Origin of the sequence: Pantoea sp. GL120224-02, from assembly GCF_900215395.1 — a bacterium.
Classification (GTDB): Bacteria; Pseudomonadota; Gammaproteobacteria; order Enterobacterales; family Enterobacteriaceae; genus Pantoea; species Pantoea communis.
Genome location: NZ_OBEC01000009.1, coordinates 107054 through 120524, shown reverse-complemented (window position 1 = coordinate 120524; position 13471 = coordinate 107054). Strand labels below are relative to the sequence as shown.

Genomic DNA, 13471 nt, shown 5'->3' with positions numbered 1-13471 from the left:
CCTGCGCGATGATGCAGCCTGAGTGGATACCTGCTGAACAGGGCCGAGATAAGTACCATTTTCACTGCGGTAATTGCAACCCCTAGGGGGTTAGCGTAAATCCTGCGCAACTGAGTAGCATAAAATGCTGACATTAACTTTTAGTCATAACTCGCTGTTATGAAAAGTGTTAATTCGATAATTTTCCGCATAGCTATTCAATTTCGGGCAAAAAACCGCCTGGCGCGTTTGCTGATTATTTAACCAGCGACAACGTCTGATTCCACGAAAAACCACAGACTGGGTCTCATTGGTTTCCGTGATGAACAGTATGAATTCGGGCGCTTTTCAGGCATACAAAAGGTCGTGATCCAGACTACAAAACAGAAACAAAGCCCAGTCACGCTCTTCAATTAACCTTTGATTGACATATGATTAACATCTTCAAGGAGGTCAGCCATGAGCCAAATACATAAGCATCCTGTACCCGCTGCCGTCGCAGCGAATGCCCTGATTAATGCCGATCAGTATGCGGCGCTGTATCAACAATCGGTTGACGATCCCGACGCCTTTTGGGGTGAGCAAGGTAAAATCCTCGACTGGATCAAGCCTTACAGCAAGGTGAAAAACACCTCCTTTGCCCCCGGCAATATTTCGATTCGCTGGTATGAAGACGGTGCGCTGAATCTCGCCGCCAACTGCCTTGACCGCCACTTGCAGACGCGTGGCGATCACCCGGCGATTATCTGGGAAGGCGATGACGCCAGCGAAAGCAAAACCATCACGTTCCGTGAACTGCACGGCGACGTGTGCCGCTTTGCCAACGTGCTGCTGAGCCTTGGCGTCAAGAAAGGCGATGTGGTCGCCATCTACATGCCAATGGTGCCCGAAGCCGCGGTGGCAATGCTGGCCTGTGCACGTATCGGCGCGGTGCACTCAGTGATCTTTGGTGGCTTCTCGCCGGAAGCCGTTGCCGGTCGTGTGGTGGATTCCAACGCGAAGCTGGTCATTACTGCCGATGAAGGCGTACGCGCCGGACGCAGCATCCCGCTAAAGAAAAACGTCGATGATGCACTGAACAACCCGAGCGTCACCAGCGTGAAAAACGTGGTGGTGTTCAAGCGCACCGGTAAAGATACCGGCTGGCGCGAAGGCCGCGATCTTTGGTGGCACGAGTTGGTGGCGAAGGCCAGCGATCAACACGAACCGGTCGCGGTAGAAGCCGAGCATCCGCTGTTTATCCTTTATACCTCCGGTTCTACCGGCAAACCGAAAGGCGTGCTGCATACCACCGGGGGTTATCTGGTGTATGCCGCCAGCACCTTCAAATATGTGTTTGATTACCATCCGGATGATGTCTACTGGTGCACCGCCGATGTGGGCTGGATCACCGGACACAGCTATCTGATTTACGGCCCACTGGCCTGCGGCGCCACTACCCTGATGTTCGAAGGTGTGCCGAACTGGCCGAAGCCGAGCCGTATGGCTGAAGTCGTCGATAAGCATAAGGTGACGCTGTTGTATACCGCGCCAACCGCGATTCGTGCCCTGATGGCCGAAGGCGACAAGGCCATTGAAGGCACCAGCCGTAGCAGCCTGCGCATCATGGGTTCCGTCGGCGAGCCAATCAACCCGGAAGCCTGGGAGTGGTATTACAAAAAGATTGGTGACAGCCGCTGCCCGATTGTGGATACCTGGTGGCAGACCGAAACCGGTGGCTTTATGATTACGCCGCTGCCAGGCGCGATTGAGCTAAAAGCCGGATCGGCTACCAAGCCGTTCTTTGGCGTGCAGCCCGCGCTGGTGGATAACGAAGGCAACGCGTTGGAAGGCGCAACCGAAGGCAACCTGGTGATCAACGATTCGTGGCCGGGACAGGCGCGTACGCTGTTTGGCGATCATGACCGCTTTGAGCAAACCTACTTCTCCACCTTCAAAAACCGCTACTTCAGCGGAGACGGCGCACGCCGTGACGAAGATGGTTACTACTGGATCACCGGCCGCGTCGATGACGTGCTGAACGTCTCCGGCCATCGTCTCGGCACTGCAGAGATTGAATCGGCGCTGGTGTCACATCCGAAGATTGCGGAAGCGGCAGTTGTGGGTATTCCTCACAGCATTAAAGGCCAGGCGATCTATGCTTATATCACGCTGAACCACGGCGAAGAGCCCTCGCCAGAGCTGTATACCGAAGTGCGTAACTGGGTGCGTAAAGAGATCGGCCCGATTGCCACGCCGGATGTGCTGCACTGGACCGACTCACTGCCGAAAACCCGCTCCGGCAAGATTATGCGTCGTATTCTGCGCAAAATCGCGGCGGGCGATACCAGTAATCTTGGCGATACCTCAACCCTGGCCGATCCGGGCGTGGTAGAGAAATTGCTGGAGGAGAAGCAGTCCATCACCATGCCGTAACCGGCATCGACGCGACGGAGAGTGTCAGCCTGTTCACGGCAGGCTACTCTCCGTCATCCCTACCTTACGCTGTACGCTTTTCACCATCGCACAACCTTTATAACTAGAATATTCAGCAGTTTAAATCATTTAACCGTGAGATATCTGCCTGCCTTTCCTCTGGAGAAACTGTGATGAACGAAGCCCTAAATCAACAGGAAGCAGTCTGGCAACAAATCGAGAGTAATCCGCGTTTTCAGGAACTGGTGCACAAGCGCCAGTCCTTTGCGCTGTTGCTCAGTATCATCATGCTGGTGTTGTACGTCGGCTTTATTTTGCTGATTGCCTTTGCCCCTGGCTGGCTCGGTACGCCGCTGCATGAAGGCACCAATGTCACACGCGGCATCCCCATCGGCGTTGGCCTCATTGTGGTGTCGTTTCTGCTCACTGGCGTCTATGTCTGGCGCGCTAACGGCGAGTTTGATCGCCTGACCAAACAAATCCTGAGCGAGGTGAAATCATGAAGCGCCTGTTCTCAGCCTTGTTAGCGGTAGTGCCTGCCAGCGTGTTTGCCGCCGACGCCATTACCGGCGCAGTGCAAAAACAGGCCACCAACTACGAAGCCATCATCATGTTTGTGGTGTTTGTGGCGGCGACGCTCGGCATCACCTATTGGGCCTCCAAACGCACCCGTTCACGTAGCGATTACTACACGGCGGGCGGCAATATTACCGGCTTCCAGAACGGTCTGGCGATGGCGGGTGACTTTATGTCTGCGGCCTCGTTCCTCGGTATCTCGGCGCTGGTTTACACCTCGGGCTACGATGGGTTGATCTACTCGCTCGGCTTCCTGGTGGGCTGGCCGATAATTCTGTTCCTCATTGCGGAGCGCTTACGTAACCTCGGGCGCTATACCTTTGCCGATGTGGCGTCATATCGCCTGCAGCAAAAACCGATTCGTACCCTGTCGGCCTGTGGCTCGCTGGTCGTCGTGGCGCTGTATTTGATAGCGCAAATGGTGGGTGCGGGCAAACTCATCCAGTTACTGTTTGGCCTCGATTATCATATCGCCGTGGTACTGGTGGGGATTTTGATGGTGATGTATGTGCTGTTTGGCGGCATGTTAGCCACGACGTGGGTACAGATTATCAAAGCCGTGCTGCTGCTGTTTGGGGCCAGCTTTATGGCGATTATGGTAATGAAAGCCACCGGCTTCAGCTTCAACACGCTGTTTACCGAAGCGATGGCGGTCCATCCGAAAGGTGCCGCGATCATGCAACCGGGCGGTCTGGTGAAAGATCCGATATCGGCACTGTCTCTTGGTCTTGGATTGATGTTCGGCACCGCTGGCTTACCGCATATTCTGATGCGCTTCTTTACCGTGGCGGATGCACGTGAAGCGCGTAAGAGTGTGTTCTGGGCCACCGGCTTTATGGGCTATTTCTACTTCCTCACCTTTATCATTGGTTTTGGCGCGATTCTGCTGGTCGGCGCAAATCCAGCCTTCAAAGATGCTTCTGGCGCGCTGATTGGTGGCACCAATATGGCGGCGGTGCATCTGGCGAATGCGGTGGGCGGCAGCCTGTTCCTTGGCTTTATCTCGGCGGTGGCTTTCGCCACGATCCTGGCCGTTGTTGCCGGGCTGACGCTGGCCGGTGCTTCTGCGGTTTCTCATGACCTGTATGCCAGCGTGATTCGCAAAGGTCAGGCGACTGAGCGTGATGAGCTACGGGTGTCGAAAATTACCGTGCTGATTCTCGGCGTGGTGGCGATTGTGTTGGGTATCGCGTTTGAGAAACAGAACATCGCCTTTATGGTCGGACTGGCGTTCTCGATTGCGGCCAGCTGTAACTTCCCGATTATTTTGCTCTCAATGTACTGGTCGAAGCTGACCACGCGCGGCGCGATGATTGGCGGTTGGCTGGGATTGATTACGGCGGTTGTGTTGATGATCCTCGGGCCGACCATCTGGGTGCAGGTGCTGGGGCATGCCACCCCGGTCTATCCGTATGAGTATCCGGCGCTGTTCTCAATGGCGGCAGCGTTTATCGGTACCTGGCTGTTCTCGATTACCGATCACTCCAGACAGGGTGCTGAAGAGCGGGCTAAATTCCGTGGTCAGTTTATTCGTTCACAAACGGGCGTAGGCATTTCCCAGGGCAAAGCGCACTAAACAAAAAATGCCGCCCAAATGGGCGGCATTCAATTTGTGCGATGATGAATCCGACGCGCCATCAGGTGCATCGGGTTTCATCATCAAAAACGCAGTGACGCGCCCACGTATGGGCCATCGACCAGCACGTTGTCTTTGCGATCGCCTTTGTTGTTCAACTCGATGTACTGATAACCCACACGCAGATTCAGCAGAGAAATCGGGGTGAAGCTCAGACCACCAGACGCTTCTTTGTAGCTGTCCAGCCGATCGGAGAACGCTTCCGGCGCGTAGTAGTATTCGCCGTACAGGCCCCACATACTGTTGAAGTTGTACTGTGCACCGGCACCTACAGCCACGGTGAAGCCATCACGACCATCTTCCGGATGGGTGAACAGTGCTTTGGCGGTAGGGGCAATGCGGAAGTCGCCAAAATCGATGTTGTAGCCCGCGCCCAGACCGTAGGTGCTGCCATCGTGATCGCTGCGCAGCCAGTTGCCTTTCAGGAACAGGCCAGGAGAGGTGGTGCCGAGGCCAAGGTTCAGGTTGGTGCTATGCTCACCCACGTCAACACTGCCCTCAATTGCCTGCGCGCCGCTGCTCAGCAGTGCCAGACCCAATACGCTTCCAGTAACAAGTTGCTTAAACATATGATTCCACTCCATGAAGGACAAATAAGTCGGCGCAAAGGGTAACAGCCTGGCAGCAGGAGACAACTTTATTTGGAAACCTTTACGTAAAAATCGATGACAGTGCGCAAAAAGCGACCATCAGGCCGCCCATAACAAGTGGCTCAACAGCGGTGCCAGAATCACCGTCACCACGCCTGACAGCATCATCACCAGGCTCGATACCACGCCCTCTTGCTGACCTAATTGATAAGCGCGAGCCGTTCCCGCACCGTGCGACGCAGCACCAAATCCGGCACCTTTTGCCACGCCCTGCTTGATGGCGATACGCAGAAACAGCACATCGCCTACTGCCATGCCAAACACCCCGGTTATCACCACAAACAGCGCCACCAAATCCGGCTGGCCGCCAATCGGCAGTGCAGCCGCCAGTGCAAATGGCGTAGTAATCGAGCGCACCGCGAGGCTGCGCTGGATGGTTTCCGGCAGCATCAGCAGTCGCGCCAGCCATACCGAACTGCACACCGCCACCAGCGTGGCGGTTAACACGCCGACACTCAGCGATAGCCAGTGGCGCTTGATGATCTCCAGGTTCTCATACACCGGCACCGCAAACGCCAGCGTTGCCGGGCCCAGCAGCCAGATAAGCCAGTGGCTTTCCGCGATGTAATCTTTCCAACTGACGTGTGTCAGCAGTAGCAGCGCCACCAGCACCACCGGCGTCATTACCAGCGGCATCAGCAGCAATGTCTGTTTGCGGCGATAGAGGCGTTTGTTGACGTAATAGACCAGCAGCGTCAGCGCCAGACACAGCAGGCTAATGATGAAATCAGCCATTATGCGCCTGCTTACGCGCCGCACGCGCCAGTTCGAAGCGGTACAGACGATCCACCACCAGCGAGGTCGCCGCCAGCACTAATAAGGTACTCACCGCAATCACCACACAGATGCGCCAGCCTTCACTGCGCAGCAAATCGCTATAATTGACCACCGCCACCACCGCAGGAATAAAGAACAGCAGCATTTCCGCCAGCAGCCAGTTGGCCCCGGCTTTTACCCAACGCAGCGGCACCACGCGTGTCATGATCAATAGCAACAGCAGCACCATTCCCACCACATTGGCGGGCAGCGGCAAATGCAGCCAGCTCACCAGTTTGTCGCTGGCCATAAACAGGCCGATATACAGCACCAACTGCAATGGCACAAAAACACGTTGCAGGATGTCCGTTCTGCGCGGACTCAATGCAAGCGCCATTTTCCTTCTCCCCAGAATTAAACGTTGGGCTTAGTATAAATCCGCGTCAAACTGTGAAAGAAATGAATTAAAATTATTCAAACTATGCCAAAAAGGAATGTTTGATGGACGTCCGCGCCCTACGCTATTTCACCGAGGTGGTACGCCAGCAAAGTTTCACCCGTGCCGCTGAGAAGCTGTTTGTCACGCAACCTACCATCAGCAAAATGCTGCGCCAGTTAGAGGAAGAACTCGGCTGCACGCTGCTGCTGCGTGAGGGACGCAAGCTGCATCTCACCGACAGCGGTCAGGCGGTGTATCAGCGCGGGCTGGCGATTTTGCAGGAGTTTCATCAATTGGAAGCGCAGATTGGCGATATCAATGAATTGAAAACCGGTGAACTGCGGCTGGGCATCCCGCCGATGGTCGGGATGCAGATCGCCGGTTCGATCTCCGCGTTTCGCCGCCGCTATCCGGGTGTGCAATTGAAGATTGTCGAATCCGGCGGCTTAACGGTGCAGCAGGCCGTGCTGAACGGCGGGCTGGATATCGCCCTCACTGCGCTGCCGGTCGATGCGGATTTGCCGCTCAATACGCTGGAACTGATGCGTCATCCTTTGTGCGTGCTGCTGCCGCGCAGCGCGCAGTGGCTCAATCGCAGCAGCCTGGGTCTCAAGGAACTGGCGGCTCATCCACTGCTGATCCTGAATGAAGAGTTCTCGCTTAATCGTCAGTTGATGAAGGCATTTCAGCGTCAGGGGCTGACGCCGGAGATTGCGGTGCGCAGCGCGCAGTGGGATTTCCTGGCAGCAATGGTACAAGCCGAAATGGGGCTGGCAATTTTACCCGAGCCGATTTGCCAGCGGCTGGATAAGCAATCGCTGCTGTGGTTGCCACTGGAATCGGAGTTGCAGTGGAGTCTGGGTTTGATCTGGCGCGAAGGCAGCTATCTGTCGCGCAGTGCGCAGGCGTGGATCGATTGCTGCCGCGAGCATTGGCCGGACGCGCCGCCACGGTTATCGGTGTAGCGGCGCTATATGCTAGCTGTTGAGCTGTGCTTACTCCTCTTTCTCAATCAACAACGCTTCCAGCAGGTCGAGATCGCGCAACAGCTTCTGCATCGTCTCGTTGGAGATCTCCTGCGTCGCGCGCAGATGGTAAACCTCGGCGCGCTCGGCACGCAGGGCATTGAGGCGGAAACGACGCTCCAGGTTTTCGGCAAACAGCGCCTGATCCACCTCATCTTTGCCCACCACGCGGCGGCGCAGATTGCCAATCACACGCAAACTGACCTCTTTCAACAGTTCCGGATCGATATTCTCTTCTGCATCGTTTTCCAGTCGCTGCTCCATTTTGTGCAGGCTCTCAATCGCCACATTGGCCATTGCCGCACGCGCATACTGGATTTCACGGCGATGTCCCGATTTATCGGTGCTTTCCATACCGCGTAACAATATCGGCAGCAGAATCACCCCGACAAACAGCGAGAACAGAATCACGCCGGTGGCAATAAACACCAGCTCATAGCGCGCCGGGAACGGTTCGCCATTGCTAAGAAACAGCGGAATCGACAGCACACCGGCCAATGTAATGGCACCACGCACACCGGCAAAAGAGGCGATGAGCAACTCACGGAATGAGTAGTTTGAGAATTCCAGCGGCTTCTTCTTCAGGAAACGCAAACTGGCACGTTGCATCATCCACAACCAGCCAAAGCGCACAATCATCAAGGCGACATACACCAGGGCAACATCGGTGAACAGCATCCACAGCTCGACGTTCGGATCGGCATTGGCTTGCGCGACGGAAGTTTCCAGAATGTCCGGCAGTTGCAGGCCCAGCATCAGGAACACCATGCCGTTAAACACAAACTCCAGCATCTGCCATACGCTATTCGCACGTAAACGCATCGCCAGCGGTGCCTGGCGGATAATGCCAGAGCGCGTGATGGTCATACCCGCCGCAACTGCCGCGAGGATACCTGACACGCCCAGATGCTCAGCAATCAGATAAGAGGCGAAAGGCAGCAGCAGCAGTAGCACGGTTTGCGTCGCCGGATCGTCACCGCTCCAGCGGCTCAGCAGACGCAGCGAACGGCCATATAGCCAGCATACCGCCACACCCGCGACCAGACCGCCGATCGCCACTTTGAGGAACTCCACGCTGGCGCCACCCCAGGTAAACACCATGGTGCCCATCGCCACCGCGACCGCAAACTTCAGTGATACCAGGCCGGATGCGTCGTTCATCAGGGCTTCGCCCTGCACAATCGACATGATCTTTTTCGGGATGCGCCCTTCCCCGACAATGCCGGAGAGCGCCACGGCATCGGTAGGTGACAGCACCGCAGCCAGCGCGAAGGCAGGGATCAGCGGAATACCCGGCACCAGCCAGTAAATCAGATAACCAATTCCGACCACGGTAATCAGCACCAGCACCAGTGCCAGGCCCATGATTTCGCGTCCGTGGTGCAGGAATTCGTTAATCGGCGTTTTCCAGCCATCGGCAAACAGCAGCGGCGGAATAAACAGCACGAGGAACAGTTCGGGGTCAAAATCGACATGCAGGCCAAAGCTCGGCACGGCCAGCAATGCACCAGCGGCAATCTGCACCAACGGCAGGGGAATTTGGAACGGCAATATGCGCGCCGCCACGCCGGAGAGTGACACCACCAGCGTCATGATGAGAATAGTAAAGAAGATTTCCATGCTTTCCTTAGGCGAATCAATTTCATTAAAGCGATGTTGTTGCGCAGGAAAGTGTAAAACAAAACGCCGCACAAAGGGGCAACCCTGCGTGCGGCGTGAACCAGAAAGAGACTTATCTGGAAATAAGCGCGTTCAAAAGTCAGATGGCCCAACCACCCGCGTAGAAGGCCACCAGGGCAACAGCAATCACCACGGTGCCCACGTTCAGCCTGCGCCATTCACCCGCAAAGAGGCGGCCAATCACCAACGAGCCGAAGCCGAGCATGATGCCAGTCACGATGTTGCAAGTCAGGACGATGAACACGGCAGTGACCAAACCCGACATCGCATCGACAAAGTCATTGAAGTCAATCTTCGCCACGTTGCTCAGCATCAGCAGGCCAACGTACATCAACGCTGGCGCCGTCGCGTAGGCCGGAACCAGATAGGCCAGTGGGGACATAAACAGAATCAACAGGAACAACAGACCGACGACAATCGCTGTCAGGCCAGTTTTACCGCCCGCAGCCGTTCCGGCTGCAGATTCGATATACACCGCCGCAGGCGAAGCACCGACTAAACCGGCAAACAGGCTGCTGACGGAGTCGGTGGTCAACGCGCGGCCACCGTTAATGATCTGGCCGTTTTTATCCAGCAGATTCGCCTGGCCCGCCACTGCACGAATGGTGCCGGTGGCATCAAATACCGCGGTCATCACCAGCGCCAGCACACTTGGCAGCACCACCGGTTGCAGCGCACCCATGATATCGAGACTAAACATCGCGGATTGGCCGTTGGCATCCTTCAGGCTCGGCATAGCGAATAGCCCCTGATAGGTGACAGCCGGATCAAAGATCAGACCCACCACAGAAATCGCTACGATGGTCAGCAAAATTCCGCCTGGCACACGACGTTTTTCCAGACCAAAGATGGCCGCCAGCCCGATCAGCGCCATAATCACCGGGAACGAGGTGAAGTGGCCGAGTGCCACCGGCAAGCCCGGCGCTGGGTTCTTCACAACCAGGCCAATACCATCGGCCGCAATCAGCAGCAGGAACAAGCCAATACCGACTCCCGTGCCGTGCGCCACGCCCATCGGCAGGTTACGCAAAATCCAGGCGCGAATCCCGGTGACCGAAATCAACGTGAACAGCAAGCCCATCAGGAATACCGCGCCAAGGGCAACCGGGACGCTAATGTGCTGGCCCAGCACCAGGCTAAACGCGGTGAAGGCGGTCAGGGAAATCGCACAGCCGATCGCCATGGGCAGGTTGGCCCACAATCCCATGATGATCGAACCAAAGCTGGCGACCAGGCAGGTCGCTACAAACACGGCAGTCGGCGAGAAGCCGGCTTTACCCAGCATACCCGGTACGACAATGACGGAGTAAACCATGGCTAAAAAGGTGGTTAGCCCCGCCAAAATTTCCTGACGCACGCTGCTGCCGCGTGCCGAGATGTTGAACCAGGCGTCCAGTTTTCCACTGGCCGGGCGTGAGTCGCCAGACATAGTAAATCCTCTGCGTTTTTTAAGATGTAATGAGCCCCACGGCCCGCGTTTGCGCATCATCCTGGTGAAGGTTCTCAAAGAGAAAAGAGGCAAACGTTTACGTGGCCGCGTATTCCAGGTCGTAAAAGGGGGACACGGAAAAAGGCAAACGATTATCTGGCGTTTGCTATGGGGTTTTCAACTACTAATCGATTATCAGGCAGGATAAAGCGCAGACTGGCGCGGGTTAACAACGTGGTTACACTGCTTTTGGCGAAACTTAAGGGGTCGGAACTGGCTGGAAAATATCGATATTTTTCATTCATCGCACAGTTTTCCTCCCCAACTGCACCGATGGTAAGAGGTGGATGCCTCATGAAGCGATAATTAACTTGAGGCCCAGCAAAGGCCCGCCCGAAGAGCAAAGCGTCCGCGCCATGGACGGCGCGGCCGATCTGCATGGATGCGTTATTCCTTTGCGATCGGGCGGGCCTTTGCTGGGCATGACACCCAACTCACAGCGATAATCCACAGCACCCAACCCACAACGACTAACCCACAGTACTCAACCTATAGTACCCAACTCACAGCACCCAACCCACAGCACTGCAGCGACAAACTAACTAAACGTAATCGCCCCGCCCTGCTCAATCGCGCGTTGCCAGGCAGCACGTTGCTGCATCGATTCCAGCCAGCGTGCGGTGGCCGGCATCTCTTTCAACGATCCCCGCACTTGCAACGCCAGCAGCGGGAAACTCATCTGCACATCGGCGATGCTAAACCGTGACCCGGCGAAATAACGATGCTGGCTAAGATGCTGCTCAATCACGTCGCCGTGCAGTTTTAGCTGCTTGTTCAACCAGGACTTCTGAATCCCTTTGCTCAACGCCACGCCTGCCGGACGTAAAATCCACGGCACCGGCTTCTTCCCGAGTTGCCCAAACACCAGCTTCATCACCAGCAATGGCATCAGCGACCCTTCTGCGTAATGCAGCCAGTAACGCGCCTGAATCTGTTCATCCTCATCCGTGATGGCGAACAAATGCTCTCTATCATATTTCTGCTGCAGATACGCCAGAATCGCCCCTGACTCGGCGATCACCCGATTGCCATCAGTAATCACCGGCGACTTACCCAGCGGATGAATCTTCTTTAATGAATCCGGCGCCAGCAGCGTGTCCTCGCGCTGATAACGCTTAATTTGATACGGCACCGACAGCTCTTCCAGCAGCCACAACACGCGATGCGAACGGGAATTTTCCAGATGGTGAACAGTAATCATGCGGTTTTCCTTGCCGGTCAAAGTCTCCCGGCAAGTATAGCGGATTAACCTTTATGCTCGTCCTGTTCAGGGTCGAGTAACACCGCTCCCGAACCTTGCTGCGCCAGACGGTCACCGGGATTACGCAGTGGACAATCGCGCATCGATAAGCAGCCACAGCCAATACACCCATCCAAATCGTTGCGCAGGCGCGTCAGGGTTTCGATACGCTTATCCAGCTCTTCACGCCAGTGCTGCGTCAGCGCATCCCACTCCTGCGTCGACATACGCTTGTTGGCTGGTACATGCATCAAACTGTCGCAGACAGTGGCCAGCGGAATACCGATGCGCTGCGCAATCTTGATAATCGCCACACGGCGCAGCACATCGCGGCTGTAACGCCGTTGATTGCCGCCATTGCGCGAACTGAAAATTAAACCTTTGGTTTCATAAAAGTGCAGCGCGGAAACGGCCACGCCGCTACGTTTCGCCACTTCACCCGGCGTTAACACCGGTTTTGGGTAATTGCGTTCTTTTTTCATTTAGGGCCTTTACCTCAAGTTAACTTGAGGAATTATACTCGCACCCCATCAAAACTTCGAATTTCAAACCCGATAAACCTTTCAGAAGGATGAGGCTATGATGCAACAGGAAATCATTTATTCACTGACACACTGGATCGATGAAAATCTGGATAAGGCCCTGTCGATCGACGAAGTGGCAGCAAAATCCGGCTACTCAAAATGGCACCTGCAGCGTATGTTCCGTACCGTGACGAAACAAACGCTGGGTGGCTATATTCGTGAGCGCCGCCTGACTCTGGCCGCTGAAGCGTTACGCCAGACTCAGCGTCCAGTGTTCGATATCGCGATGCAATACGGTTACGATTCACAGCAAACTTTTTCGCGCGTGTTCCGCCGTCAGTTTTCCCAGACGCCGACCGCCTATCGTCACACCATGCGCCGTCAGGCGATGATTCAGCGTCCGCGTCTGCTGAGTTTCGATTGCAGTGAAAACATGAACAGCTTTGCCCAGCGCACCACCGGCGAGTGCTGCCCGGTTCAGTGACATTCTGCGCGCCCTTCACGGGCGCACCTTCCCGCTTTGCCTCTGCCATCTCCCCCGCTTCGATAAAAATCTTTCTACCATACCAGGTATAAATTTTGTTCAAACTTTCAAATCGGGTGATATAATGTGACCCAAGTCACAGATTTACACCCACGTAAGACGGCCAGAAGGGCCTCCCTGACCCTCCTTCTCTGCCGCCAGTGATGTCCAATCAATGTCAGGGATATTACTGATTTGAAGAGGTTTTTGCAGATGGCTACGTTAACCACCAGTTTAATCGTCATGCGTTGGGAGCTGCTCAGCGCCATCATGATGTTCTTTGCCAGCACCATGAAAATTAAACTGCGTCAGAACAGTCACCACGTGATGGCACTGATGTGCGGCGGTATTGGTGTAGGCATGTCATGCTGGTTTGTCACCGGCCTGCTCGGCATTACCCTGAGCATGGAAAATCTGCACAACTTCATGGAAATCTCCAAAAACGCCTTCGTTGAAGTGATGAGCCAGACGCCTGCTGATTGGCCGATGCCTTAATCGCAGCCAATAAAAAACCCCGCTAAGCGGGGTTTTTTATTTTG

At 55.4% G+C, this 13471-nt stretch carries 14 protein-coding genes; 6 read left to right on the top strand and 8 right to left on the bottom strand.

Going from position 1 to position 13471, the window contains the following annotated elements; all coding sequences use genetic code 11:
- Window positions 1-438 precede the first annotated feature (438 nt).
- The 3 genes from acs to actP all read left to right on the top strand — a co-directional run bounded on the left by acs (window position 439) and on the right by actP (window position 4546).
- The gene (acs, locus tag CRO33_RS17140) at window positions 439-2394 is read left to right on the top strand and encodes an acetate--CoA ligase (RefSeq protein WP_097118965.1); all 1956 of its coding nucleotides are present in this window, start codon (window positions 439-441) and stop codon (window positions 2392-2394) included.
- Between the two features lie 173 nt (window positions 2395-2567).
- Complete coding sequence (locus CRO33_RS17135; protein ID WP_097118964.1) at window positions 2568-2897, top strand: DUF485 domain-containing protein; 330 nt, start codon at window positions 2568-2570, stop codon at window positions 2895-2897.
- Window positions 2894-4546, top strand: coding sequence for a cation/acetate symporter ActP (actP, locus tag CRO33_RS17130; RefSeq protein ID WP_097118963.1), 1653 nt, complete (start codon window positions 2894-2896; stop codon window positions 4544-4546). The genes CRO33_RS17135 and actP overlap by 4 nt, the downstream gene beginning before the upstream one ends.
- 83 nt (window positions 4547-4629) lie before the next feature.
- Here the strand turns inward: actP and CRO33_RS17125 are convergent, their stop codons facing one another.
- The 3 genes from CRO33_RS17125 to CRO33_RS17115 form a co-directional block, all read right to left on the bottom strand.
- Window positions 4630-5175, bottom strand: a complete 546-nt coding sequence (locus tag CRO33_RS17125; RefSeq protein WP_034826879.1) for a YfaZ family outer membrane protein — start codon at window positions 5173-5175, stop codon at window positions 4630-4632.
- A gap of 120 nt (window positions 5176-5295) precedes the next feature.
- On the bottom strand, window positions 5296-5991 hold the full coding sequence (locus CRO33_RS17120) for an LrgB family protein (protein WP_034826881.1): 696 nt from the start codon (window positions 5989-5991) through the stop codon (window positions 5296-5298).
- Entirely contained in the window at window positions 5984-6409 is a 426-nt protein-coding gene (locus tag CRO33_RS17115) for a CidA/LrgA family protein (protein ID WP_097118962.1), read from the bottom strand. The genes CRO33_RS17120 and CRO33_RS17115 overlap by 8 nt, the downstream gene beginning before the upstream one ends.
- A 104-nt stretch (window positions 6410-6513) precedes the next feature.
- On the opposite strand from CRO33_RS17115, the gene CRO33_RS17110 reads away from it, so the two are divergent.
- Complete coding sequence (locus CRO33_RS17110; protein WP_058960088.1) at window positions 6514-7416, top strand: LysR family transcriptional regulator; 903 nt, start codon at window positions 6514-6516, stop codon at window positions 7414-7416.
- 30 nt (window positions 7417-7446) lie between these two features.
- Here the strand turns inward: CRO33_RS17110 and CRO33_RS17105 are convergent, their stop codons facing one another.
- The 5 genes from CRO33_RS17105 to soxR form a co-directional block, all read right to left on the bottom strand.
- Window positions 7447-9096 (bottom strand): Na+/H+ antiporter, encoded by a 1650-nt coding sequence (locus CRO33_RS17105; protein ID WP_097118961.1) that lies wholly within the window; start codon window positions 9094-9096, stop codon window positions 7447-7449.
- A 139-nt stretch (window positions 9097-9235) separates the two neighbouring features.
- The gene (locus CRO33_RS17100) at window positions 9236-10585 is read right to left on the bottom strand and encodes an NCS2 family permease (protein WP_058960086.1); all 1350 of its coding nucleotides are present in this window, start codon (window positions 10583-10585) and stop codon (window positions 9236-9238) included.
- Between the two features lie 152 nt (window positions 10586-10737).
- Window positions 10738-11025: a hypothetical protein gene (locus CRO33_RS17095; protein WP_058960085.1), complete on the bottom strand. Its 288-nt coding sequence runs from the start codon at window positions 11023-11025 to the stop codon at window positions 10738-10740.
- A 158-nt stretch (window positions 11026-11183) separates the two neighbouring features.
- Window positions 11184-11846, bottom strand: a complete 663-nt coding sequence (locus CRO33_RS17090) for a glutathione S-transferase family protein (protein ID WP_097118960.1) — start codon at window positions 11844-11846, stop codon at window positions 11184-11186.
- Between the two features lie 44 nt (window positions 11847-11890).
- Window positions 11891-12367: a redox-sensitive transcriptional activator SoxR gene (gene soxR / locus CRO33_RS17085; RefSeq protein ID WP_097118959.1), complete on the bottom strand. Its 477-nt coding sequence runs from the start codon at window positions 12365-12367 to the stop codon at window positions 11891-11893.
- Between the two features lie 97 nt (window positions 12368-12464).
- Here soxR and soxS point away from each other — a divergent pair, with 97 nt between their 5' ends.
- Together soxS and CRO33_RS17075 are read left to right on the top strand one after the other, a co-directional pair.
- A complete protein-coding gene (gene soxS / locus CRO33_RS17080; protein WP_097118958.1) occupies window positions 12465-12893 on the top strand; it encodes a superoxide response transcriptional regulator SoxS in 429 nt (142 codons plus the stop codon).
- Between the two features lie 252 nt (window positions 12894-13145).
- Window positions 13146-13427 (top strand): YjcB family protein, encoded by a 282-nt coding sequence (locus tag CRO33_RS17075; RefSeq protein WP_034826901.1) that lies wholly within the window; start codon window positions 13146-13148, stop codon window positions 13425-13427.
- The last annotated feature ends 44 nt before the right edge of the window (window positions 13428-13471 follow it).

What these genes read in the sequence shown, in the direction of transcription:
- CRO33_RS17090 (WP_097118960.1), bottom strand. Translation starts at nt 11,846, where the DNA reads ATGATTACTGTTCACCATCTGGAAAATTCCCGTTCGCATCGCGTGTTG.
- CRO33_RS17095 (WP_058960085.1), bottom strand. Translation starts at nt 11,025, where the DNA reads ATGCAGATCGGCCGCGCCGTCCATGGCGCGGACGCTTTGCTCTTCGGG.
- acs (WP_097118965.1), top strand. Translation starts at nt 439, where the DNA reads ATGAGCCAAATACATAAGCATCCTGTACCCGCTGCCGTCGCAGCGAAT.
- CRO33_RS17105 (WP_097118961.1), bottom strand. Translation starts at nt 9,096, where the DNA reads ATGGAAATCTTCTTTACTATTCTCATCATGACGCTGGTGGTGTCACTC.
- CRO33_RS17120 (WP_034826881.1), bottom strand. Translation starts at nt 5,991, where the DNA reads ATGGCTGATTTCATCATTAGCCTGCTGTGTCTGGCGCTGACGCTGCTG.
- CRO33_RS17125 (WP_034826879.1), bottom strand. Translation starts at nt 5,175, where the DNA reads ATGTTTAAGCAACTTGTTACTGGAAGCGTATTGGGTCTGGCACTGCTG.
- soxR (WP_097118959.1), bottom strand. Translation starts at nt 12,367, where the DNA reads ATGAAAAAAGAACGCAATTACCCAAAACCGGTGTTAACGCCGGGTGAA.
- CRO33_RS17075 (WP_034826901.1), top strand. Translation starts at nt 13,146, where the DNA reads ATGGCTACGTTAACCACCAGTTTAATCGTCATGCGTTGGGAGCTGCTC.
- CRO33_RS17100 (WP_058960086.1), bottom strand. Translation starts at nt 10,585, where the DNA reads ATGTCTGGCGACTCACGCCCGGCCAGTGGAAAACTGGACGCCTGGTTC.
- actP (WP_097118963.1), top strand. Translation starts at nt 2,894, where the DNA reads ATGAAGCGCCTGTTCTCAGCCTTGTTAGCGGTAGTGCCTGCCAGCGTG.
- CRO33_RS17135 (WP_097118964.1), top strand. Translation starts at nt 2,568, where the DNA reads ATGAACGAAGCCCTAAATCAACAGGAAGCAGTCTGGCAACAAATCGAG.
- CRO33_RS17110 (WP_058960088.1), top strand. Translation starts at nt 6,514, where the DNA reads ATGGACGTCCGCGCCCTACGCTATTTCACCGAGGTGGTACGCCAGCAA.
- soxS (WP_097118958.1), top strand. Translation starts at nt 12,465, where the DNA reads ATGATGCAACAGGAAATCATTTATTCACTGACACACTGGATCGATGAA.
- CRO33_RS17115 (WP_097118962.1), bottom strand. Translation starts at nt 6,409, where the DNA reads ATGGCGCTTGCATTGAGTCCGCGCAGAACGGACATCCTGCAACGTGTT.